At 63.5% G+C, this 19926-nt stretch carries 24 protein-coding genes; 17 read left to right on the top strand and 7 right to left on the bottom strand.

The annotated features are described in order from the left end of the window. The first annotated feature begins 43 nt into the window (after positions 1–43). Together cysK and A4R29_RS29585 are read left to right on the top strand one after the other, a co-directional pair. On the top strand, positions 44–1021 hold the full coding sequence (gene cysK / locus A4R29_RS29590; protein ID WP_063173471.1) for a cysteine synthase A: 978 nt from the start codon (positions 44–46) through the stop codon (positions 1019–1021). A 129-nt stretch (positions 1022–1150) separates the two neighbouring features. Then, a complete protein-coding gene (locus A4R29_RS29585; protein ID WP_024502187.1) occupies positions 1151–1777 on the top strand; it encodes a glutathione S-transferase family protein in 627 nt (208 codons plus the stop codon). Positions 1778–1780: 3 nt separating this feature from the next. Here A4R29_RS29585 and A4R29_RS29580 read toward each other — a convergent pair whose 3' ends face one another. After that, positions 1781–3025: an RNA polymerase sigma factor gene (locus tag A4R29_RS29580; RefSeq protein WP_063173470.1), complete on the bottom strand. Its 1245-nt coding sequence runs from the start codon at positions 3023–3025 to the stop codon at positions 1781–1783. After that, on the bottom strand, positions 3025–3378 hold the full coding sequence (locus A4R29_RS29575; RefSeq protein ID WP_063173469.1) for a YciI family protein: 354 nt from the start codon (positions 3376–3378) through the stop codon (positions 3025–3027). The genes A4R29_RS29580 and A4R29_RS29575 overlap by 1 nt, the downstream gene beginning before the upstream one ends. Positions 3379–3635: 257 nt before the next feature. On the opposite strand from A4R29_RS29575, the gene A4R29_RS29570 reads away from it, so the two are divergent. From A4R29_RS29570 to A4R29_RS29560, 3 genes are read left to right on the top strand one after another with little or no spacing between them, the layout of a single operon-like run. Next, positions 3636–4595, top strand: a complete 960-nt coding sequence (locus tag A4R29_RS29570; RefSeq protein ID WP_063173468.1) for a TAXI family TRAP transporter solute-binding subunit — start codon at positions 3636–3638, stop codon at positions 4593–4595. Between the two features lie 14 nt (positions 4596–4609). Next, entirely contained in the window at positions 4610–6730 is a 2121-nt protein-coding gene (locus A4R29_RS29565) for a TRAP transporter permease (protein ID WP_063173467.1), read from the top strand. Further along, complete coding sequence (locus A4R29_RS29560; RefSeq protein WP_063173466.1) at positions 6727–7110, top strand: DUF1850 domain-containing protein; 384 nt, start codon at positions 6727–6729, stop codon at positions 7108–7110. The genes A4R29_RS29565 and A4R29_RS29560 overlap by 4 nt, the downstream gene beginning before the upstream one ends. 13 nt (positions 7111–7123) lie before the next feature. Here the strand turns inward: A4R29_RS29560 and A4R29_RS29555 are convergent, their stop codons facing one another. Both A4R29_RS29555 and A4R29_RS33525 read right to left on the bottom strand, forming a co-directional pair. Beyond that, the gene (locus A4R29_RS29555; protein ID WP_013528644.1) at positions 7124–7585 is read right to left on the bottom strand and encodes a thiol-disulfide oxidoreductase DCC family protein; all 462 of its coding nucleotides are present in this window, start codon (positions 7583–7585) and stop codon (positions 7124–7126) included. Between the two features lie 179 nt (positions 7586–7764). Next, positions 7765–7905 carry a hypothetical protein gene (locus tag A4R29_RS33525; protein ID WP_013528645.1) on the bottom strand — a complete coding sequence of 47 codons (141 nt, stop codon included), beginning with the start codon at positions 7903–7905 and terminating at the stop codon, positions 7765–7767. 125 nt (positions 7906–8030) lie between these two features. Between A4R29_RS33525 and A4R29_RS29550 the strand changes: the two genes are divergently transcribed. The 3 genes from A4R29_RS29550 to ligD are packed head-to-tail and all read left to right on the top strand — an operon-like array spanning position 8031 to position 11678. Beyond that, positions 8031–8270 (top strand): hypothetical protein, encoded by a 240-nt coding sequence (locus tag A4R29_RS29550; protein WP_063173465.1) that lies wholly within the window; start codon positions 8031–8033, stop codon positions 8268–8270. 12 nt (positions 8271–8282) lie between these two features. Continuing rightward, positions 8283–9152, top strand: a complete 870-nt coding sequence (gene ku / locus A4R29_RS29545; protein ID WP_063173464.1) for a non-homologous end joining protein Ku — start codon at positions 8283–8285, stop codon at positions 9150–9152. 12 nt (positions 9153–9164) lie between these two features. After that, positions 9165–11678: a DNA ligase D gene (gene ligD / locus A4R29_RS29540; RefSeq protein ID WP_063173463.1), complete on the top strand. Its 2514-nt coding sequence runs from the start codon at positions 9165–9167 to the stop codon at positions 11676–11678. A 76-nt stretch (positions 11679–11754) separates the two neighbouring features. Here the strand turns inward: ligD and A4R29_RS29535 are convergent, their stop codons facing one another. Further along, on the bottom strand, positions 11755–12429 hold the full coding sequence (locus A4R29_RS29535; RefSeq protein WP_063173462.1) for an ArsR/SmtB family transcription factor: 675 nt from the start codon (positions 12427–12429) through the stop codon (positions 11755–11757). Positions 12430–12497: 68 nt separating this feature from the next. On the opposite strand from A4R29_RS29535, the gene A4R29_RS29530 reads away from it, so the two are divergent. The 3 genes from A4R29_RS29530 (at position 12498) to A4R29_RS29520 (ending at position 13450) form a co-directional block, all read left to right on the top strand. Further along, positions 12498–12713: a DUF1127 domain-containing protein gene (locus A4R29_RS29530; RefSeq protein WP_063169647.1), complete on the top strand. Its 216-nt coding sequence runs from the start codon at positions 12498–12500 to the stop codon at positions 12711–12713. A 63-nt stretch (positions 12714–12776) separates the two neighbouring features. Next, on the top strand, positions 12777–13109 hold the full coding sequence (locus A4R29_RS29525) for an NIPSNAP family protein (RefSeq protein WP_013528650.1): 333 nt from the start codon (positions 12777–12779) through the stop codon (positions 13107–13109). Continuing rightward, positions 13106–13450, top strand: a complete 345-nt coding sequence (locus A4R29_RS29520; RefSeq protein ID WP_013528651.1) for an antibiotic biosynthesis monooxygenase family protein — start codon at positions 13106–13108, stop codon at positions 13448–13450. The genes A4R29_RS29525 and A4R29_RS29520 overlap by 4 nt, the downstream gene beginning before the upstream one ends. A gap of 10 nt (positions 13451–13460) precedes the next feature. On the opposite strand, the gene mbfA is transcribed toward A4R29_RS29520, so the two are convergent. Beyond that, on the bottom strand, positions 13461–14444 hold the full coding sequence (gene mbfA / locus A4R29_RS29515; protein WP_013528652.1) for an iron exporter MbfA: 984 nt from the start codon (positions 14442–14444) through the stop codon (positions 13461–13463). A gap of 175 nt (positions 14445–14619) precedes the next feature. Between mbfA and A4R29_RS29510 the strand changes: the two genes are divergently transcribed. The 3 genes from A4R29_RS29510 (at position 14620) to A4R29_RS29500 (ending at position 16914) form a co-directional block, all read left to right on the top strand. Further along, on the top strand, positions 14620–14943 hold the full coding sequence (locus A4R29_RS29510; RefSeq protein WP_024502197.1) for a hypothetical protein: 324 nt from the start codon (positions 14620–14622) through the stop codon (positions 14941–14943). A gap of 296 nt (positions 14944–15239) precedes the next feature. Continuing rightward, the gene (locus A4R29_RS29505) at positions 15240–16223 is read left to right on the top strand and encodes a threonine/serine dehydratase family protein (RefSeq protein WP_063173461.1); all 984 of its coding nucleotides are present in this window, start codon (positions 15240–15242) and stop codon (positions 16221–16223) included. 91 nt (positions 16224–16314) lie between these two features. Continuing rightward, a complete protein-coding gene (locus tag A4R29_RS29500; protein WP_063173460.1) occupies positions 16315–16914 on the top strand; it encodes a DNA-3-methyladenine glycosylase in 600 nt (199 codons plus the stop codon). A gap of 43 nt (positions 16915–16957) precedes the next feature. Here A4R29_RS29500 and A4R29_RS29495 read toward each other — a convergent pair whose 3' ends face one another. Beyond that, positions 16958–17560, bottom strand: coding sequence for an NADPH-dependent F420 reductase (locus tag A4R29_RS29495; RefSeq protein WP_027161223.1), 603 nt, complete (start codon positions 17558–17560; stop codon positions 16958–16960). A gap of 119 nt (positions 17561–17679) precedes the next feature. Here A4R29_RS29495 and A4R29_RS29490 point away from each other — a divergent pair, with 119 nt between their 5' ends. From A4R29_RS29490 to A4R29_RS29480, 3 genes are all read left to right on the top strand, one after another. After that, the gene (locus tag A4R29_RS29490; RefSeq protein ID WP_027161224.1) at positions 17680–18609 is read left to right on the top strand and encodes a LysR family transcriptional regulator; all 930 of its coding nucleotides are present in this window, start codon (positions 17680–17682) and stop codon (positions 18607–18609) included. A gap of 139 nt (positions 18610–18748) precedes the next feature. Further along, positions 18749–19030, top strand: coding sequence for a hypothetical protein (locus A4R29_RS29485; protein WP_063173459.1), 282 nt, complete (start codon positions 18749–18751; stop codon positions 19028–19030). Next, positions 19020–19391 (top strand): hypothetical protein, encoded by a 372-nt coding sequence (locus A4R29_RS29480; protein WP_063173458.1) that lies wholly within the window; start codon positions 19020–19022, stop codon positions 19389–19391. Before A4R29_RS29485 ends, A4R29_RS29480 begins: the two co-directional genes overlap by 11 nt. The last annotated feature ends 535 nt before the right edge of the window (positions 19392–19926 follow it).

Here is a 19926-nt window from a genome sequence, read left to right as displayed (position 1 = left end):
TGCCTGAAATCCTTACTCGCCTGAAGTTCTGGGAGCGAAACAAATGAACAAGTCCGCCACAGCCCGTGTGCCCGGTCGCGGCCGCGTCTACAATTCCATCACCGATACGATCGGCGACACGCCCCTGGTGCGGCTCGACAAGTTCGCCAGGGAAAAGGGCATCGTCGCCAATCTCATCGCCAAGCTCGAATTCTTCAATCCGATCGCCTCGGTCAAGGACCGCATCGGCGTGGCGATGATCGAGGCGCTTGAGGCATCAGGCAAGATTTCTCCCGGCAAGACAACGCTGATCGAACCGACGTCGGGCAACACCGGCATCGCGCTTGCCTTCGCCGCCGCGGCCAAGGGCTACAAGCTGATCCTGACGATGCCCGAAACAATGTCGGTCGAGCGCCGGAAAATGCTGGCGCTGCTCGGCGCCGAGCTGGTGCTGACCGAGGGTCCGAAAGGTATGAAGGGGGCCATCGCCAAGGCCGACGAACTGGCAGCGACGATCCCCAATGCGATCATCCCGCAGCAGTTCGAGAACCCGGCCAATCCGGAAATCCACCGCACGACGACGGCCGAGGAAATCTGGAACGATACGCATGGCGAGGTCGATATCTTCGTCGCCGGCATCGGCACCGGCGGCACCATCACCGGCGTCGGCCAAGTGCTGAAGAAGCGCAAGCCCTCCGTGCATGTCGTCGCCGTCGAGCCCGACTCCTCGCCGGTTCTGTCGGGCGGCCAGCCCGGCCCGCACAAGATCCAGGGCATCGGCGCCGGTTTTGCGCCCAAGATCCTCGACACGACGATCTATGACGAGATCGTCAAGGTGTCGAACGAGGATTCGGTGGCCAATGCCCGCCTCGTCGCCCGCCTCGAAGGCGTGCCGGTCGGCATCTCTTCGGGTGCCGCCCTGCAGGCGGCCATCGTCGTCGGCTCGCGGCCGGAGAACAAGGGCAAAAATCTTGTGGTGGTCATCCCGTCCTTCGCCGAGCGCTATCTGTCGACAATCCTGTTCGAGGGGCTGGGATCGTAGTCCGACGCTCCTTCGCGTCCAAGCTGGCCCGCTGAAAAAACGCGCGTGGCCGCCATCGGCGGCTTGAGCGCGGCACCGCTTCCGGTTCATATCGCCCCGGCCTGCTTTGCGCGGCCGGGGGAGAATTTCATGTACAAGCTTTATACCCGTCCTGGCAGCGGCGGCTTCGTCGTCGAGGCAGCGCTGGCGTTGGCGAATGCACAGTTCGAGCAGATCGACGTGCCGAAGACCGACCGGCCCGACCCCGCCTTCCTCGACATCAGTCCGTTGAACCAGGTGCCGGTGCTGACCTTGCCGGACGGAAGCTCGATGACGGAATCGGCGGCGATCTGCATCCTGCTTGCCGAGCGTCATCCCGATGCCAATCTGGCGCCGGCAGCAGACGCGCCTGCCCGCGCCGATTTCCTGCGCTGGATGGCCTTCATGTCGTCGGTGCTCTATCCGGCGGTGCTGCGTTTCTACTACGCATACCGCTACACTGCCGATCCCGAAGGCACCAAGGCGGTCAAGCAGGCAGCCGTGGCCGAGATGGACCGTGGCTTTGCCGTTCTGGATGCCGCGCTCGAAGGCCGTGACTGGCTGGTCGGCGACCGGATGTCGCTGGCCGACATCTATCTGGTCATGCTGGTGGCCTGGCATCCCGACATCGACAGCGCGCGGACGGCATGGCCGAACATTGAACGCCTGTGGGCGCGGCTGCGCGACCATCCGCTGATGAAGACGCTCAACACCTCGCACGAGATGTGGCCGGGCTGAAGCTCAATTTCTGAGCACTGCCCGCCTTTCCTGCAGGAAGCGGCGCACCGCCGGGTCGCGCTCGAGGCCGATCGCCCGGTCATAGGCTTCGCAGGCTTGCGGTACCTGACCAAGCCTGGCCAGGAGACCGGCGCGTGCGGCCCAATAGGGCTGATAGTCATCAAGCCGTTTGTCGTCGCCCAGCACGTAGAGGGCCGCCAATCCCGCCACTGCGCCCTCGGCCTCGGCGATCGCCACCGCGCGGTTTATCGCCACCACCGGCGATCCTGCGATCGAAAGCAACGCATCGTAGAGCTCGCGGATCGCCGCCCAGTCGGTGCGGCCGGTCAGCCGTCGTGCCGCATGCGCGGACTGCACGGCCGCCTCAAGCTGGTAGCGGCCGATGATGCCCTTGGCCGCGGCGTTGGAAAGCAGCGCCTCCGCCTCATCGATCAGGGCGCGGTCCCATAGAAGGCAATCCTGTTCCGCCAGCGGCACGAAGTCGCCGGCGGCGCTGCGCCGTGCGGCGCGGCGCGACTCAGCAAACAGCATCAGCGACAGGAGGCCCAGCGCCTCCGGCTCCTCCGGCAACAGCGAAGCCACCAGCCGGCCGAGCCAAATGCCTTCGGTCGCCAGATTGCGCCTTCGCGTCTCGGTGCCCGCCGGGTCGGACCAGCCTTCGGCGAAGGCGGCGTAGATCGCTTCCAGCACCGCATCCAGCCGTTCGCCGAGTTCTGCCTGCTCCGGCACGCGGAACGGAATACCGGTTTCACGGATTCGGGACTTGGCTCGCACCAGGCGCTGGCCCATCGTTGCCGGCGAGACCAGGAAGGCGGAAGCGATCGTCGCGGCGTCGAACCCCAGCACCGTCTGCAGGATGAGCGGCGAACGCACGCTCGATTCGATCGCCGGATGGGCGCAGGCGAACATCAGCCGCAGCCGCTCGTCGGGCAGGTCTTCGTCGGTCATGCGCGCCTCCGCTTCCTCGGCAATCAGCTTGAGATGCTCGCGGCCGGCCTCGCTGGTCAGCCGGCGCCGCACCGCATCGACGCGGCGCCGCCTTGCCACCGCCAGCAGCCAGGCTTCCGGTTTCTTGGGTACGCCGGTTCTTGGCCAGCGTTCGAGGGCGGCGGCAAAGGCATCGGCCAGCGCGTCCTCGGCTGCGGCCACGTCGCGCGTGCGGGCCGCGAGCCAGGCGACAAGCTTGCCGTAGCTTTGCCGGGCGGCGGTTTCCGCTGCCGCCCGCGCGATCTCCAGGCCACTTTCCATCACATGGTCTGTTCCCAGATCGGCCGCAGCTCGACCGTGCCGGCGCTGGCCGCGGGGCAGCGCGCCGCCCAGGCGATAGCGGCATCGGCATCCTCGGCCTCGATCATGTAGAAGCCCGCAAGCTGCTCCTTGGTGTCGGCATAGGGGCCATCGAGCACGTTGGTCTTGCCATTGACCATCCGCACCGAAGTGGCGGCCTGGGTCGGCTTCAGCCGGTCGCCGGCCACCCAGGCGCCGGACTTCTTCAACGCATCGGTATACGCGCCATAGGCAGCGCTGATCTCGTAGGTCTTATCGGTCGGCGCGGCCGCCATCGCGGCTTCATTGACGTAGATCAAAAGCATGTATCGCATGGTCTTCTCCCGTTGTTTCGAAGGCTGCTTCGTTTGCGAGCCGGACGTATGTCGCGCGGCCCTGGCCGATTTCGACAGGCATTGGAAAAATCTTTCGGCTCCGAAGACATTTCACGCAAGCGGCCATCTGTGCATCCCGCACTCAACCATTCGTCTAACGCATGGGATTGCGGGTTGGCATTTCCATCTCGCTGTCTAAACTCGCTTCTGTTCGCGTCAGGGAGGTGATGCGGCTGCTATTTCAGGGAGGAAATCAGATGTTCCATTTCAGGACGAAACTTGTTGCGGCCGGCGCCGTGGCGCTGTCGCTTGGCCTGAGCGCTGTTTCAGCCAAGGCGCAGGAATTCATCAATGTGCTCACCGGCGGCACATCTGGCGTCTATTATCCGCTCGGCGTGGCACTGTCGGAAATCTACGGCAAGGGCATCGAAGGCGCCCGCACCCAGGTGCAGGCAACAAAGGCTTCGGTCGAAAACCTCAATCTGTTGCAGCAGGGCAAGGGCGAGATCGCGTTTGCGCTGGGCGATTCCGTCAAGCTGGCCGCCGAAGGCAATGCCGAGGCCGGTTTCCCCGGCAAGCTCGATAAGTTGCGCGGCATCGCAGCCATCTATCCCAACTACATCCAGATCGTCGCCAGCCGGGAGTCCGGCATCAAGACGCTGGCCGACCTCAAGGGCAAAAGCCTGTCGGTCGGCGCGCCGGCCTCCGGCACCGAGCTCAACGCCCGCGCCATCTTCGCCGCCGCCGGGTTGAAGTATGAGGATCTCGGCCGGGTCGAGTATCTGCCCTTCGCCGAATCGGTCGAGCTGATCAAGAACCGGCAGCTCGACGCCACGCTGCAATCGGCCGGGCTCGGCGTCGCCTCGATCCGCGACCTCGCCACCTCCGTGCCGATCAATGTCGTGGCGGTGCCGGCCGAGGACGTCGCCAAGGTCGGCGCGCCCTATCTGTCGGTGGTCATTCCCAAGGGCACTTATGAAGGCCAAAGCGAGGATGTCGCCACCGCCGCCGTCGGCAATTTCCTCATCACCCGCGCCGATGTCTCCGACGAGACCGCCTACCAGATGACCAAGCTGATGTTCGACCATCTCGACCAACTGGCTGCGGCACATGCCGCCGCCAAGGCGATCGACCCGGCCAAGGCGCTCGACGGCATGCCGGTGCCGCTGCACCCCGGTGCCGAGCGATACTACAAGGAGAAGGGCTTGTTGAAGTAGGGCGGGTCCGTCGGATGACCGAAGCAACGTCTGGAACATCAACCGACGGCAAATCCGCCACCTTCCATCTGCCTGCCGTCGAAGAACAGGTCGAAGGGCTGCCGCCGGGCTTCGGCGACGGCGTTGCGGGCAAGGCCGCCTTTCTCATCGCCGTCGCCTTTTCCGTGTTCCAGATCTATGTCGCCGCCTATGGCAGCATTCCGAGCCAAGTGGTGCGGGCCATGCATGTCGGCTTCCTGCTGCTGCTCGGCTTTGGCCTGATCGCCAATCTGCGCGCCAAGAGCATGCCGGCGAAAGCCGCGTTCTGGACGCTCGGGGCGCTCGGCTTCGGCACCGGCCTCTACAATTGGGTGTTCTACACCGATCTGATCCGCCGCTCCGGCTTCCTGACCACACCGGACCTCATCGTCGGCGCGGTGCTGGTGGTGCTGGTCTTCGAGGCAGCGCGGCGGCTGATGGGCCTGCCGCTGGCGGTCATCGCTTTCATCTTCCTCGCCTACTGCTTTTTCGGCAACCATTTGCCGCCGCCGCTCATCCATCGCGGCTATGATTTCGCCCAGCTCGTCGACACCTTCGCCTACGGCACCGAAGGCATCTACGGCACACCGATCTATGTCTCGGCTGCCTACATCTTCATCTTCGTCGTCTTTGCCGCCTTTCTCGAACGCGCTGGCATGATCGCGCTGTTCAACGATTTCGCGCTTGGCCTGGTCGGCTCGTGGCGCGGCGGCCCGGCGCAGGTCTGCGTGCTGTCCTCGGCGCTGATGGGCACCATTTCCGGCTCGGGCGTCGCCAATGTGGTGGCCAGCGGCCAGTTCACCATCCCGCTGATGAAGCGCTTCGGCTTCCGCTCGGCTTTTGCCGGCGCCGTCGAGGCGACCTCCTCGATGGGCGGCCAGATCATGCCGCCGGTAATGGGTGCGGTCGCCTTCATCATGGCCGAGACGCTGAACGTGCCTTATGCCGAAGTGGTCAAGGCGGCGATCATCCCGGCGCTGCTCTATTTCGGCGCCTGCTTCTGGCAGGTGCATCTGGAAGCCGGCAAGGCGGGCCTGCACGGCATGGCCAAGGCCGAGCTGCCCAATCCGTGGGACGCGGTGCGGCAACACTGGCCGCTGGTGCTGCCGCTGGCAGCGCTCATCTACCTGCTGTTTGCCGGCTATACGCCGATCTTCGCCGGCACGATGGGCCTGGCGTTGACCATCGTGCTCATCCTCGGCACGCCGTTGGCGGCAGCGATCGGGCCGCTGGCCTTCCGCATCGTCTTCTGGATCGCGCTCGGGCTTGCCGCCGCTTCGTTCATGAAGTTCGGCGTCAACCTCCTCGGCCTGGTGATCGCCGCACTGGTCGTCGCCTGCTTCACGTTCAAGGGCGGCCGCGAGACGTTGCAAATCTGTGTCGACTCGCTCGCCGAAGGCGCCAAGAACGCGCTGCCGGTCGGCATTGCCTGCGCCATTGTCGGCATCGTCATCGGCACGCTGACGCTGACCGGCATCGCCTCGACCTTCATCGGCTGGATCATCTCGATCGGCGAGGACAATCTGTTCCTGTCGCTGGTGCTGACCATGGTCACCTGCCTGGTGCTGGGTATGGGCATTCCGACCATTCCCAACTACATCATCACCTCGTCGCTGGCCGGGCCGGCGCTGCTCGAGCTTGGCGTGCCGCTGCTGGTCAGCCACATGTTCGTGTTCTATTTCGGCATCATGGCCGATTTGACGCCCCCGGTGGCGCTGGCGGCGTTCGCCGCCGCACCGATGGCCAGGGAAAGCGGCCTGAAAATCGGCATCCAGGCGACCAAGCTGGCCATTGCCGGCTTCGTCGTGCCGTTCATGGCGGTCTACACGCCGGCGCTGATGCTGCAGGACGCAGGTCCGATCGCCGCCCAGTTCGGCTATCCCGTCGAGGTCGGCTACATCGTCGCCAAGGCGTGCATGGGCATCGTGCTGTGGGGTGCCGCCGCCGTCGGTTTTCTGGTCACCCGCATGGCGTGGTGGGAGCGGCTCGTCGCCTTCGCGGCCGGCGTGCTGCTGGTCGCCGCGGTGCCGCTCACCGACGAGGCCGGCTGGGTGCTGGCGCTGGCCTGGATCGGCTGGCACTGTTTTCGCGCGCGGCAGGCTTCAGTCAGAACATGAGCCTGTGCCTCCTGGCCGCGGGCAAGACGGTAACGCTCTCCGTCGCCGCCTTCACGCTGTCCTGGACGCATTCGGTGGAACGGACGCGCTGGCAAGAAGACTGGAAGGTCACGTCCTCCGGCCTGCAGGTGGTCGAAGCCCGGATCGAGGGCTCGGGCGCCGGCATGGAGCCACCGGAAGGCGCGGTGCTGAAGGAGGGTTGGTGGAGCTATGCGCCTGATGTCGGCCCGCAGCGGCGCGTCGTGCTCGCCGCTTCAGGTGCAACCAGCGACGGCTGGACACTGTGCACGGTTCAGGGCTGCCGGGAATTGGGGAGGACGGCAGGCGGACCGATCGTGCTCGAGCCGTGCCGGCCGGATGGCACGAGCCAGCCGCGGTAGCGCATAGCCACCCTCAGCCAAGGAACCGCTTGCGCAGCTCCGGAGAAGGAATGTCGCAAGCATCCTTCCTGCCGAACAGGGCGTAGCGGTTCCTGGCGATGCGATCATAGAGCCAACCACGCAGCGGGCGCGGCAACAGCAACAGTGCCTTGGCCGCCCGCCAAGGCCAGCCGAGTTCCGCCATGACGGCGACAAAACTGTCCAGCCGCGTGAAGGCGACGCCGTCGATCAGGACGAGATTGGTTTCGTAAGAGTCGGTGCGCAGTCCATGCTTCCGGAACAGCGCTTCACCGAAGGGCGACTGCGCGGTGGCGAAGCGGAAACGGCCTTGGCGGTCGAGCCTGACCACCATGCGCACGAAACCGGAGCAGAGCACGCAGACGCCATCGAAAACGATCAATGGATGGCGTGAGTCGAGAACTGTTTCGAAGGGACGAGTTGACTGGGGTCGAACTGGTTGAGGATGGTCCGTCACGCTGGCCTCGGCTGCTCGTGTCCTATGACACTAAGCCGGCCAGCGATGGTATCAAAGCCGTGGCGATGTCGCACGGCGCCTGTCGGCGAGAGCGGGACGCTCGGCGCGATAGGTGGTGGCGCGGGTGGAGGCGGCCGGCCTGCAGATCCGGCTGTTGTGGCGATTTTCGAAAGCCATGATCAGTGCGCGCCCAGCGAGTTGCCGCGACGGGCGCAGGCCGGGCCGGGGCCGCGCATGTAATAGCGTTCGGGCCGGTAGGTCGGCGCGACGAATTCGCGGATGGCGGCGGCATAGCCGATGAGGTGCGCGAGGAAGTTCATTACCTTGTCCCTGTCCCGATTTTCGGATGTCCCTTCCGAATTGCGGTCATCATAGCGTCGAGGCGTGAATAGTCGGTGAACGTGATGTTAATATCTGGTCGAAAATGCCTTGCTTCGTGGCTGGAATGCGGCTGATTCGGGGTCTTTCCGTGCAGTTGGTTGGCATTCCGGCCAATGTGACTTTTGCATCACATATGTTTCGTTTGAATGTCGCCTGCGCGCGGTTCTGTTTCAACTTTTGCCGAGCCCGCGAAATTTCCGTGCTGGCGGCCAGAACCAACCAGGCGGCCCCTTGGCGTCCAGATCGGCGCGGGAGCGCGGAACTGGAGCGCGATCTGTCCGTTCTCACCTTCATCTGGTTCTGAAGGGAAGATATCATGGCGCCGCGTCCGGCCTGGAGAGGCTATCTGAAGCTTTCGCTGGTCACCTGTGCCGTCGAACTGACCAATGTCGTCACCCATACGGAGCGGGTCTCGTTTCGCATTCTCAACCGCAAGACCGGCAACACGGTGAAGCGCCTCTATGTCGATGCCGAAACCGGCAAGCCGTTGGAGGAGGATGACGAGATCAAGGGTTATGAACTCGACGATGGCAATTTCATCCATATCGAGGAAGACGAGATCGAGGCGGTGCAGATCGAATCCTCGCACACGATGGCGCTCGACGGCTTCGTCGACAAAGCTTCGATCCAGCAGATCTATCTCGACACGCCCTACTATGTGGCGCCAGCCGACAAGGTGTCGGAAGAGGCGTTCGCCGTCATCCGCGATGCGATGGCGGGCAAGAAGATGGCCGGGCTGGCGCGTATCGTGCTCTACCGACGCGAACGGCCGGTGGTGATCGAACCGCTCGGCAAGGGCATGGTGCTGACGACGCTGCGCTACGACAACACGGTACGTCAACCGGACACCATCTTCGGCGACATCGAGCCCGTGAAGACCGATCAGGAGATGACCGATCTGGCCGAGTTGATCATCGACAAGAAGAAGACGAAGTTCGATCCCTCGAAATTCGACGACAAATACGAGGACGCGCTGCTGGAGCTGATCCGCGCCAAGAAGGCCGGCCACAAGGCGCCGAAGGCCAAGGCGGCGCCCAAACCTTCCAATGTCGTCAATCTGTTCGACGCGCTGAAGAAGAGCCTGTCGGACTCCGGGTCATCGAAAACATCTTCGTCGGCGAAGGCCAGGCCAGCGGCCAAACGCGCCAAGTCGAAAGCCAGCGCGCCCAAACGCAAATCGGCCTGAGGAACCCAACGGATGGCCAGCCTCGAACAATATCACTCCAAGCGCGATTTCAAGAAAACCGCCGAACCGGCCGGCAAGGTCGCCCGGACCAAGCAGGGCGGCGCGGGCGGCATCTTCGTCATCCACAAGCATGCCGCGACGCGGTTGCATTACGACTTGCGGCTCGAGCATGACGGCGTGCTGTGGAGTTGGGCGGTGACGCGCGGCCCGAGCCTCGACCCGCATGAGAAGCGACTGGCTGTCCATGTCGAGGATCACCCGATCGACTATGCGCCGTTCGAAGGCACCATTCCCAAGGGCGAATATGGCGGCGGTTCGGTTATCGTTTGGGACGAGGGCACCTGGATTCCCGAGATCGACCCGGCCAAGGCGATCAAAAAGGGCCATATCAGCTTCGAGCTCAGGGGACACAAGCTGCATGGGGCATGGCATCTGGTGCGGCTGAAGCCGCGTGCGGGTGAAAAGCGCGACAACTGGCTGCTGATCAAGTCGGACGATGCCGCAGCGCGTCCCGGCGAGGACATCCTCAAGGAAGCGCCTGAATCGGTGAAATCGGGCCTGACCATCGAGGAGGTCGGCGAGGGCAAGACCGCGAAGGGCGAGAAGCCGAAAGTCTGGCATTCCAACAAGCCGGCCGCCGTCAAGACAAAAGCCGGCAAACGCCTCGACTTTATCGAGCCGCAGCTGGCCACGCTCGAGCGTGATGCGCCGCCGGGCAAGGACTGGCTGCATGAGGTGAAGTTCGACGGCTATCGCATGCAGGCGCAGATCGCCGGCACCGATGTGCGGCTGCTGACCCGCACCGGCCTCGACTGGACGAAGAAATTCGGCGGCGAGATCGTCGCGGAGTTGGCCGGGCTGAAGTGCAGCGACGCCATCCTCGATGGCGAGGTGGTGGTGTTGGCCGACAGTGGTGTTTCGTCCTTCGCGCTGCTGCAGCAAGACCTGTCGGCGAAGCGGACCAATCGTTTCATCTATTACGTGTTCGACCTGATGCGCCTCGATGGAAGGGATTTGCGGCGCGAGCCGCTGGTCGAGCGCAAGCAGGCCTTGCAGGAACTGCTCGGCGAACAGCCCGACAATGCGGCGGTCCGCTTCAGCGACCATTTCGCCGAACCCGGCAAGATCATGCTGGAGCATGCCTGCCGCATGGGCCTGGAAGGCGTCGTCTCCAAGCGTGCCGATGCACCCTACCGCAGCGGCCGCGGCCCGACCTGGGTCAAATCGAAATGCACGGCGCGGCAGGAATTCGTCATTGGCGGCTACCTGCCGTCGGACAAGACCGGGCGCGGACTGCGCTCGATCCTGGTCGGCTTCCACGAGGGCGGCAAGCTGCATTATGCCGGCCGGGTTGGGACTGGTTTTTCCGGCAAGGGCGCCAATGAGCTGAAGGCAAAACTCGATGCATTGACGGCAAAATCATCGCCCTTCTCCACCGCCGTGCCGAAGGGCAAGGGCCTGGTCTGGGTCAAGCCTGAACTTGTCGGCGAAGTGGAGTTTCGCAGCTGGACCTCGGACCGTATAATACGCCACGCCTCGTTCCAGGGGTTGCGCGAGGACAAGCCGGCGGAGGAAGTCGTGCAGGAAAAGCCCAAAGCGGCGACAGGCATGCCATCGACAGGCAAGAGCACGGCCAAGCCGGCATCAGGCGGCAAAGCCGCCGGGTCGATGACGACCACGGTCAAACTCTCGCATCCCGACAAGCTGCTGTGGCCGGACGAAAACATATCCAAGCAGGGCCTGCTCGACCATTACGCACAGGTTTGGCCGCGCATGGAACAGTTCGTGGTCAACCGGCCGCTCAGCCTGGTGCGGGCGCCGGACGGTGTCGGCGGCCAGCGTTTCTTCCAGAAGCATGCCTCGGCTGGCATGAGCGACAAGATCGCGCGCATGAAGGACCCGACCGACGGCGAGGAAATCCTGTTCATCCGGGATTTCGATGGTGTTGCCGCACTGGTCCAGTATGGCGTGGTCGAGATCCACATCTGGGGGTGCACGATCGATGAGATCGAGAAGCCCGACCAGATCATCTTCGATCTCGATCCCGATGAAGGTGTCGATGTGAAGGCGGTCCGCGAGGCGGCGCTCGATATCCGGGGCAAGCTCGACGAGCTGTCGCTGCCGAATTTCGTCAAGACCTCGGGCGGCAAGGGCTATCACGTGCTGGTGCCGCTGAAACCGGCGGCGGATTGGGATGCGGTGAAGGGCTTCGCCCATGACTTTGCCCGCGCGTTGGAGCAGGGTGCCCCCGATCGCTACACGGCGACGCTGTCGAAAAAAGCGCGCACGGGAAAGATCTTCGTCGACTATCTGCGCAACGGCAGGGGCTCGACGACGGTCGCGCCCTATTCCTCGCGCGCCAAGAAGGGCGCCACCGTGTCGATGCCGGTGACCTGGCCAGAGATCGAGGCCGGCTTGCCGCCGAACGCTTTCCCGATCGGCGACAAGACGACGCTGAAGCAGCTGGCGAAAGCCGATCCGTGGAGGGAATTTTTCAAGCAGGGGAAGGCGTTGAAGCGGGGGTAGTTCGCGCAATTTGCCAGCGCAGCGATCCTTCGCGCGCCCTCTGGCCTGCCAGCGTGACGAAATCAGCGTCGGCTCCTCAGCTCAGAAACACCTTCTCGAAAGCCTGCTTGCCCGGCAGCGAGAAAATCACCGCGCGGCTGTCCTTCTCGCGGCGCGCCCATTTCTCGGCAAGGATCTTGTCGAGGATGGCGGCGCCCAGCGTGCCGGCGAGGTGCGAACGGCGCACGCTCCAGTCGAGGCAGGCGCGGCATACCGGCCGGCGCGGCTTGGTGTAGACGTCGATGCCGATCGCGGCGAAATGCGAAGCCGCCGATGGCCCGAGCCTGATCTCTTGTTCGTCGCGGACCAGTACGTTCTTGGCGACGAGCCGGTCGAGCATCGCCACTGCCTGCTCGCCGGCGAGGTGATCGTAGCAGACGCGCGCCACGCGCATCGCTGCATCGCGCGGACCCGGCCGCACACGCTTTGGACCGACGGCTTCCGCGACGCCTGTGATGGCTTCGATCATGCCCGCCACCTGCGGTCCGGCGAGGCCGTAATAGCGATGCCGGCCCTGGCTCGCCACCGTGAGCAGCCCACCTTCCATCAGTTTGCCCAGGTGCGAGCTGGCGGTCGGCAGCGAGACGCCGGCCTCGAGCGCCAGCTCGCTTGCTGTCAGCGCCGTGCCGCCCATCAGGGCATTTAGCATGTTTGCCCGTGCCGGGTCGCCGACCAGGCTGGCGATGCCGGCGATGTCGGGTCCTTCGCGCATAGTTCGTTCCTCATCGAAGCGTTCTTGTCAGATAATCACTATTCTCCGGTGAGATCAAGGAGACGACGATGGCCGCACGAACCGCTTTCCCCTCAGCCCCGCTCCACAGCCGTCGGTTCTTCCCGTTCGTCAGCTGGTTGCGTTCGCGGCTGCTGGCCCGCTGGTATGACCGCCATCTGCAGCGTCTCGATCTTGCCGAGATCGACGACCATCAGCTGCGCGACCTTGGCCTGACGCGGCAAGACGTGCGCCGCGAATGCGCGAAGTCCTTCTGGCAGCCCTAGCAGACCAGTCGGCACGACGTTTCGATGCCGTTCAAACTATCGACGCAAGCCGAGGAGACCACAATGACCATCACCTGCTTCATCCGCTACGAGATCGACCCGTTCGGCAAGGCGGCCTTCGAGGAGTATGCGCGCAACTGGGGTCAGGCCATTCCGCGCTGCGGCGCCGATCTGATCGGCTATTACGCGCCGCATGAGGGCTCGGCGACGACCGCCTATGCGGCCTATAACATCGAAAGCCTGGCCGCCTACGAAGCCTATCGCGCCCGGCTTGCCGCCGATCCCGCCGGCAAGGCAAACTACGAGTTCGCCAAACGCGAGAGATTCATCCTGAAGGAGGATCGCATGTTCCTGAAACTGGCCTCAGGCCCGCACGCGAAACTGGTGCTGCCGTGATTGCCGTCATCTTCGAGGTCGAGCCGGCGGAGGGTCGGCGCGATGCCTATCTGAGCATCGCCGCGGACCTGCGTCCGCTGCTCGACGGCATTGACGGCTTTCTCTCCATCGAGCGTTTTCAGAGTCTGGCCGATCCGAACCGCATCCTGTCGCTGTCGTTCTGGCGAGATGAGGAAGCCGTGAAGGACTGGCGCAACACCGAGGAACACCGGCAGGCGCAGAAGGCCGGTCGCGGCGGCATCTTTGCCGGCTACCGATTGCGCATCGCCCACGTCGTGAGGGACTATGGGCTGACGGAGAGGGACGAGGCGCCGGCCGACAGTCGGGCGGTGAATGGGTGAGTGAGGCTACTCACGCATTCCCGATCAGCACGCCGGCCGCGAACACCAGGGCGCCGCCCAGCACCACCTGGAAGGCGGCGCGCAGGAAGGGCGTCTGCATGTAGCGGTTCTGGACAAAAGCGATCGCCCACAATTCGAAGAACACCACCACCGCGGCAACCCCGGTCGCCGTCCAGAAATGCGGAATGAGATAGGGGAGTGCATGCCCGAGACCGCCCAGCGTCGTCATGATGCCGACGGTCAGACCGCGCTTGAGCGGCGAGCCGCGGCCCGACAGCTTGCCGTCGTCTGAAGCGACTTCGGTGAAGCCCATCGAAATGCCGGCGCCGATCGAGGCGGCAAGCCCGACCAGCAGCGTCTGCCAGGTGTCATGCGTGGCAAAGGCGGCAGCAAAGATCGGCGCCAGTGTGGACACCGATCCGTCCATCAGCCCGGCCAGCCCTGGTTGCACATAGGTGAGGATGAACTGGCGCTGCTCGGCGGCGGTCTCTTCGTCCTTCACTTCGCCCGGCACATGTTTCTGCTCCAGCCGCTGCGCCAGTGTCTCATGGCCCAGTTCGGCCACCGCCAGATCGTCGAGCAGTTTTCGCGTCGAGGCATCCGCCGTGCGCTTGGCAGCCTCGACATAGAAAAGGTAGGCTTGCCGCTCCATCGCCTCGGCCTGGCTGCGCACGTGCTCGATGCCGAGCGGCCGGACCAGCCAGTCGGGCTTGCGCTCGTAATAGCCCTTCACATGTTCGCGCCGGATCAGCGGAATGCGCTCGCCGAAACGCTTGCGGAAAAGCTCGATCAGCGAATCGCGATGGCCATCCTCTTCCTCGGCCATCTCCTCGAACACTTTTGCCGATTGCGGGAAGTTTTCCGTCAGGCCGTCGGCATAGGCCCGATAGATGCGACCGTCATCCTCCTCGGACGAAATGGCCAGCGCCAGGATCTCCTGTTCGGAAAGCGATTCGAAGGGGCGGCGGCCGAAGCCGAAAACACGGGAAAGCATGAGGAATTCACCCTAGTTTAGAATAGTTCTAAACTAGGGCTCAAGGTGCCTCCGGTCAATTGCGCGCTTGGGTCGCGGTCAAGAATTGTTGAAGCTCGCATACCGGGCCGACCCCTTCATTATCAGTGAATGTTCACCTATATAATTCAACCCAGCCAGAACAAGGAACCCGCAGATGACGGCAAAACAGCCTCCGCATCCCTATGACCCAAAGCCCGTTCTCGATCTCATCGCCAGCATCGAGGCCGATCTGCAGCGCCTGAAAGGCCTGGTCGAGCAGCAGGTCGAGAAATTCGACCCCGCCAATCCGCACAACAAGGCGCCGGACGGCAAACTGACCGAGGAAGGCGTCGAGTGCTGCTACCGCATGTTCGACGAGGGCAAGTCGCGCTATTCGGTCGCCCAGCAGATGAAGATATCCTTTGCCGCCGCCAGCCACCGCTTCAACAACTGGCGCAAGCTGGGTGGGAGCAAGAGGCAGAGGACGCTGTTGGGGTGAACTCGTGGGACGGCGGCGGAACGGCGCCCCCCCTCTGTCCTACCGGACATCTCCCCCACGAGGGGGAGATTGGCAGCTTCATTAGGTGTGCCCCTTCTCCAACGTTGGAAATTGGCGAAAGCGGATACCCAGCCGATCTCCTCACCCATGGGGAGATGTCCGGCAGGCCAGAGGGAGGCGTGCAGCCGAGGCGTTGGCGACCGCCTCGCTAAACCTTGTAACGGTCACATTTTTCCCATGGTGCGCCACCTCCCTTTGCGGGCATCATGGAAAGACCCCTGTCCACTGGACCTCACATGACCGCCACCACCCCTCCCGGCATCGCCGACATCCACGCCGCCGCCGCGCGTCTCGCCGGCCTGATCGTCGAAACCCCGTTGATCGAATCGCAGGAGCTGAACAAGCGCTTCGGCGGCCGCATCCTGTTCAAGCCGGAGACGCTGCAGCGTACCGGCTCGTTCAAGTTCCGTGGTGCCTACAACAAGCTGTCGTCGCTGAGCGACGAAGAACGCAGCCAGGGCGTCGTCGCCTTCTCGTCGGGCAATCATGCGCAGGGTGTCGCCGCTTCGGCCGCGATGTTCGGCGTCAAGGCGGTCATCGCCATGCCTTCAGACGCGCCGGCGATGAAGATCGCTAACGTCCGCAAGATGGGGGCGGAGGTGGTGCCGTTCGACCGCTTTCGCGACGACCGCATGAGCGTGGTTCGCCCTTACGTGGAAAGAGGCATGGTGCTGGTGCCACCCTTCGACGACCCGGCCATCATTGCGGGCCAAGGCACGATCGGCCTCGAATTGATGCGCCAGGCAAAAGCGCTTGGCGTCGACCTCGACGCGGTCGTCATTCCCTGCGGCGGCGGCGGCCTGACCAGCGGCATTTCGGTTGCCGTCAAGGGCGCCTCGCCCAACACTGCGGTCTGGGCGGTGGAGCCCGAGCATTTCGACGACACCCGCCGGTCGCTGGCCGCCGGCGCCAGGGTGTCGAACGAACCCGGCCACGCGTCGATCTGCGACGCGATCCTGACCGCGGAGCCCGGCCTGATCACCTTCGAGATCAACCGCAGGAACCTGGCAGGCGGCATCGCCGTCTCCGACAAGGCGACGGCACAGGCGATGCGCGACGCCATGGCCTATCTCAAGCTGGTGGTCGAGCCCGGCGGCTGCGTGGCGTTGGCGGCGCTGTCGTCGGGCGAGATCGAACTGTCCGGCAAATGCGTTGCCGTGGTGCTGTCCGGCGGCAATGTCGATTTCGGCACTTATGCCGGGATCATGGCGGCGGCTTGAGACGGGATGTCCAAAGGGTCCGACATGGATCTGAGGCAGGTTTCGCCTTGGATCACTCCTCGCCCGCCTCCAAATCGTCGGCGGGCTGAACATGGTCATCTACCGCCCGCTCACGCGTTCTGAGCTGCCCGACGATACAGCATCCCTTGCTCGCACTCTCATCGGCAAGATCGTGGTGCGCGAACTGCCCGAAGGCATCGCCAGCGGTCGCATCGTCGAGACCGAGGCCTATGTGACCGGCGATGCCGCCGGGCACGGCTATCGGGGGATGACCCCGCGCAACCGTTCGCTGTTTCTCGACGCTGGGCACGCCTATGTCTATCTCGCCTACGGCATCTCCTACATGCTCAACGTCTCGAGCGAGATGGCAGGGGTCGGAACCGGCGTGCTCATCAGGGCGCTCGAACCGCTCGAAGGCATTGCGCTCATGCGGCTCAATCGCGGCATCGAGCGCTTGCGCGACCTTGCGCGAGGACCGGGAAGGCTGGCCCAGGCGTTGCGGATCGATCGTTCGCTCGACGGGCTCGATCTTTGCCGCAAAGGCCCGCTATGGCTGGCACGCGATGATCATGAACCCGACGAAATAGGGGAAAGCGTCAGGATCGGTATTTCGAAAGATGCGGACCGCCTGCTGCGATTCCATGTCAGAAAGAGCCCGTTCGTCAGCGGCCCAGCTTCGCTGAACGGCTAGACGACGGGCTGGTCGCCAGCAAGAGGACGCCAGCCTGGGTGCATTATTCGAAGCGAACGAGATTGAGGACCGGCAACGGACCGCCCGGAAATTGGACGAGGCGAGCGCCGAGCGCCAGGGGTCCGAGATCTATGCCATGGAAGCCAAGCCTGCCGATCAGCGCGCCGATTTCAGCCTTGGCCTGCGCGTCGTCACCCGAATAGAACAGCACGCGCTTGCCGCCTTCCGCCGCCGGGTCGTCGGCCAACAGCTGTGCCAGCAAATGGTTGAACGCCTTCACCACCCTGGCGCCAGGCACGAGATCGGTAAACACCTCACTTGAGAAACGGCCGCCGAGATCGACCGGCCTGAACAGCGGCGCCTCGATCGAGTTGTTGGCGTCGATGACGATGCGCCCGTTCCAGTCGGGCAGGCCGGCAAGTGCTCCCGGAAGCTTCGACCAGTTGACCGCGACAAGCACAATGTCCTTGGCCGCCGCCTCTTGCAGCGTGCCGGCCTTGATCGAGGGGCCGATTGACGTAACGAGTTCCGCCAGTGTCTCCGGGCCGCGGCTGTTGGCGATGGTGGCCTCGATGCCGTTCCTGGCCAGCGTTCGGGCGAATGCCTGGCCGATATTGCCGGCGCCGATGATGCCGATGCTGTTCATGATCTTCACTCCGTTGGTTCGTGTGGAGTGGATATCGCCCTTTTATTGGCCTAGGATTAGCCGGTATTTGCTTGTCTTATTCTCAAACATCAGTTGAAGATTGTTCGTTACGGAGAACGATGGAGACGCTCGCCAACCTCGAATCCTTCGTTCGCAGTGCGGAAGCCGGCGGCTTTTCCGCCGCCGCGCGGCTGCTCGGGCTGACACCTGCCGCCGTCAGCCGCAACGTTGCCATGCTGGAGCGCAATCTCGGCCTGCGCCTGTTCCATCGCTCGACGCGCAAACTCGCGCTGACCGAAGCCGGCGAGCGTTTTCTGCACGACATTGGCGGCAATCTCGAAGCGCTGCAGGACGCCATTGCGGCAACGTCCAGTGGCGGCAGCGAACCAGCCGGCGTGCTCAAGCTCAGCCTGTCGCCGACGTTTGGCATCGCCTATTGCCTGCCTCTGCTGCCGGCATTTCTCATGCGCTATCCGCTCATCCGCCCGGAATGGCATTTCGAGAACCGACCGGTGGACCTCGTGGCCGAGGGCTATGATGCGGCAATCGGCGGTGGCTTCGACCTCTCGCCGGGCGTCGTATCGCGGTCGCTGGCGCCGGTCCACGTCATCGCCGTCGCCTCGCCCGCCTATATGGCAGCGCAGACGCCTCCGACCGATCCTTCCGGCCTTGCCGCCTTCGATGGCATTCTCATGCGCTCGCTCAGTACCGGCCGCATCCGTCACTGGACGATGCGGGATGCCGCAGGCAATGAGATGGCGGGCTCACCGCGCGAGACCATTGTCGTCAACGATCCGGCCGCCATGCGGCAAGCCGCCCTGCTGGGGCTTGGTGTCACCATGATCGCGGTGCCGGACGCACTGCAGCATCTTGAAAATGGTAACCTCGTCCGGGTGCTGCCCCGCTGGTATGCCGATGCCGGCGCGCTCTCGATCTACTTCGCCAGCCGCAGGCTGCTGCCCGGGAAAACCCGCGTCTTCATCGATTTCGTCGTCGACGCTTTCCGACGCGAACACTTTGCCGAGCGCTTCGCCGGCAGCCTCGGGTGAGGCTCGAGGGAAGCCAGCGGACACCCGCTTCGCCTTGGGACGACGACGCCACGAGGGGATTAGATAGTTGACAGACCCTAGGCTAGGCAGGAGGCCGGTGATGTGAGTCGCGCACAGATTTCATTGTGTAAGGAAGCATATGCCGGATACCGAAGGAAAGATGTCGCCAGAAGAGCAAAAGAAGGCGATAGACTGGCTAAACAGAAAAGCTCCGAACATGGTGTGCCCGGCATGCAAGCATTCTTCGTTTGCCATTGTCGAGCATATTTTGACCCCTCAGATTCACTATGGCGGGAGCATCATCATGGGCGGTCCGAATTATCCGCAATTCATGGTCGTCTGCAACAATTGCAGTCACATGCTCACCTTCAGTGCCATCGCGTCCGGTGTCATACCAAAGGACCCGTCCGATGGAAAATGAGGTGCAAATTACTCAGACGACAACTTACACAGAAAGACCCGCAGAGCCGATCCGGCTTGTCATGGGGTCTCGCGAAATGAGGTGCTACACCGTCACCGATAGCGAACTGAAGCAGCTAGGGCTTGCGAACCTGGCTATCTCCGGAACGTTTGGGATTGGATCGGCGTTTTTCGCCTTTGGTCTCGATGTCTACAAAGACACGGAGATGGCGGCGCAAATCCCAGCGGCAGCCCAAGCTATGGTCGGCGTAGTGCAGCCCATTTGCCTCTATATCGGTATCGCTCTTTGGATAGCCTCCGGAGCGCTGCTTTATTGGCGGCACGGGATGCTCGACATCATAAAAAAGGAATCGAAGTCCTAGGCGCTACCCAGCCAGCCGTAGGGGGATTGGCCCGCTAAAGCACGCGCATGTGTTTCCTTAGCCCCGTTTGTGCCGTGTTTGCCTGTGAAAACCGGGTACGGCGACGCCTTAGGGTCGTCGGGCACCTACGAATCACCTAATGTTTGGTTTGGCCTACTCCAGACCGGCCACAGGACCCGCCCTGATAACCGGCGGGGCGCGATCCTGCGTACCTGGTCAACCGGGGGTTATCCCGGCGGAGGACAAGAACATGGTAGCATGTTCATGGCCGAAGGCTGTACACGTCGTATTTTACTGGCGTGTACGGTTCGGACGATTGGAATTCGTCCGAGAGCATTGTCGGTCCTACCCGACGGTGTAATTAGTAAGAGACTTCAACTCCAAGCCCCGCTTCGGCGGGGTCTTTTTTTAACAATCGAATCTTGGCCGTATTCGACCGCTTTTGCAATCGTTTCGTCACCGTTCCGGTGCAATTATTTTGATGGGCTTGGACCTCTTTTCAGGCACGGGAGGCGCCTTGACCGCCTTCTTAGTT

The sequence above is a fragment of the Mesorhizobium ciceri biovar biserrulae genome, from assembly GCF_001618845.1.
GTDB classification, from domain to species: domain Bacteria; phylum Pseudomonadota; class Alphaproteobacteria; order Rhizobiales; family Rhizobiaceae; genus Mesorhizobium; species Mesorhizobium ciceri.
Note: the sequence above shows the minus strand (reverse complement) of the source record. Positions and strands in the feature narration are given on the sequence as shown.

Bases quoted from the DNA above. Each gene is read 5' to 3' on its own strand.
- cysK (WP_063173471.1), top strand. From the start codon at position 44: ATGAACAAGTCCGCCACAGCCCGTGTGCCCGGTCGCGGCCGCGTCTAC.
- A4R29_RS29585 (WP_024502187.1), top strand. From the start codon at position 1,151: ATGTACAAGCTTTATACCCGTCCTGGCAGCGGCGGCTTCGTCGTCGAG.
- A4R29_RS29580 (WP_063173470.1), bottom strand. From the start codon at position 3,025: ATGGAAAGTGGCCTGGAGATCGCGCGGGCGGCAGCGGAAACCGCCGCC.
- A4R29_RS29575 (WP_063173469.1), bottom strand. From the start codon at position 3,378: ATGCGATACATGCTTTTGATCTACGTCAATGAAGCCGCGATGGCGGCC.
- A4R29_RS29570 (WP_063173468.1), top strand. From the start codon at position 3,636: ATGTTCCATTTCAGGACGAAACTTGTTGCGGCCGGCGCCGTGGCGCTG.
- A4R29_RS29565 (WP_063173467.1), top strand. From the start codon at position 4,610: ATGACCGAAGCAACGTCTGGAACATCAACCGACGGCAAATCCGCCACC.
- A4R29_RS29560 (WP_063173466.1), top strand. From the start codon at position 6,727: ATGAGCCTGTGCCTCCTGGCCGCGGGCAAGACGGTAACGCTCTCCGTC.
- A4R29_RS33525 (WP_013528645.1), bottom strand. From the start codon at position 7,905: ATGAACTTCCTCGCGCACCTCATCGGCTATGCCGCCGCCATCCGCGAA.
- A4R29_RS29550 (WP_063173465.1), top strand. From the start codon at position 8,031: ATGCGGCTGATTCGGGGTCTTTCCGTGCAGTTGGTTGGCATTCCGGCC.
- ku (WP_063173464.1), top strand. From the start codon at position 8,283: ATGGCGCCGCGTCCGGCCTGGAGAGGCTATCTGAAGCTTTCGCTGGTC.
- ligD (WP_063173463.1), top strand. From the start codon at position 9,165: ATGGCCAGCCTCGAACAATATCACTCCAAGCGCGATTTCAAGAAAACC.
- A4R29_RS29535 (WP_063173462.1), bottom strand. From the start codon at position 12,429: ATGCGCGAAGGACCCGACATCGCCGGCATCGCCAGCCTGGTCGGCGAC.
- A4R29_RS29530 (WP_063169647.1), top strand. From the start codon at position 12,498: ATGGCCGCACGAACCGCTTTCCCCTCAGCCCCGCTCCACAGCCGTCGG.
- A4R29_RS29525 (WP_013528650.1), top strand. From the start codon at position 12,777: ATGACCATCACCTGCTTCATCCGCTACGAGATCGACCCGTTCGGCAAG.
- mbfA (WP_013528652.1), bottom strand. From the start codon at position 14,444: ATGCTTTCCCGTGTTTTCGGCTTCGGCCGCCGCCCCTTCGAATCGCTT.
- A4R29_RS29510 (WP_024502197.1), top strand. From the start codon at position 14,620: ATGACGGCAAAACAGCCTCCGCATCCCTATGACCCAAAGCCCGTTCTC.
- A4R29_RS29505 (WP_063173461.1), top strand. From the start codon at position 15,240: ATGACCGCCACCACCCCTCCCGGCATCGCCGACATCCACGCCGCCGCC.
- A4R29_RS29500 (WP_063173460.1), top strand. From the start codon at position 16,315: ATGGTCATCTACCGCCCGCTCACGCGTTCTGAGCTGCCCGACGATACA.
- A4R29_RS29495 (WP_027161223.1), bottom strand. From the start codon at position 17,560: ATGAACAGCATCGGCATCATCGGCGCCGGCAATATCGGCCAGGCATTC.
- A4R29_RS29490 (WP_027161224.1), top strand. From the start codon at position 17,680: ATGGAGACGCTCGCCAACCTCGAATCCTTCGTTCGCAGTGCGGAAGCC.
- A4R29_RS29485 (WP_063173459.1), top strand. From the start codon at position 18,749: ATGCCGGATACCGAAGGAAAGATGTCGCCAGAAGAGCAAAAGAAGGCG.
- A4R29_RS29480 (WP_063173458.1), top strand. From the start codon at position 19,020: ATGGAAAATGAGGTGCAAATTACTCAGACGACAACTTACACAGAAAGA.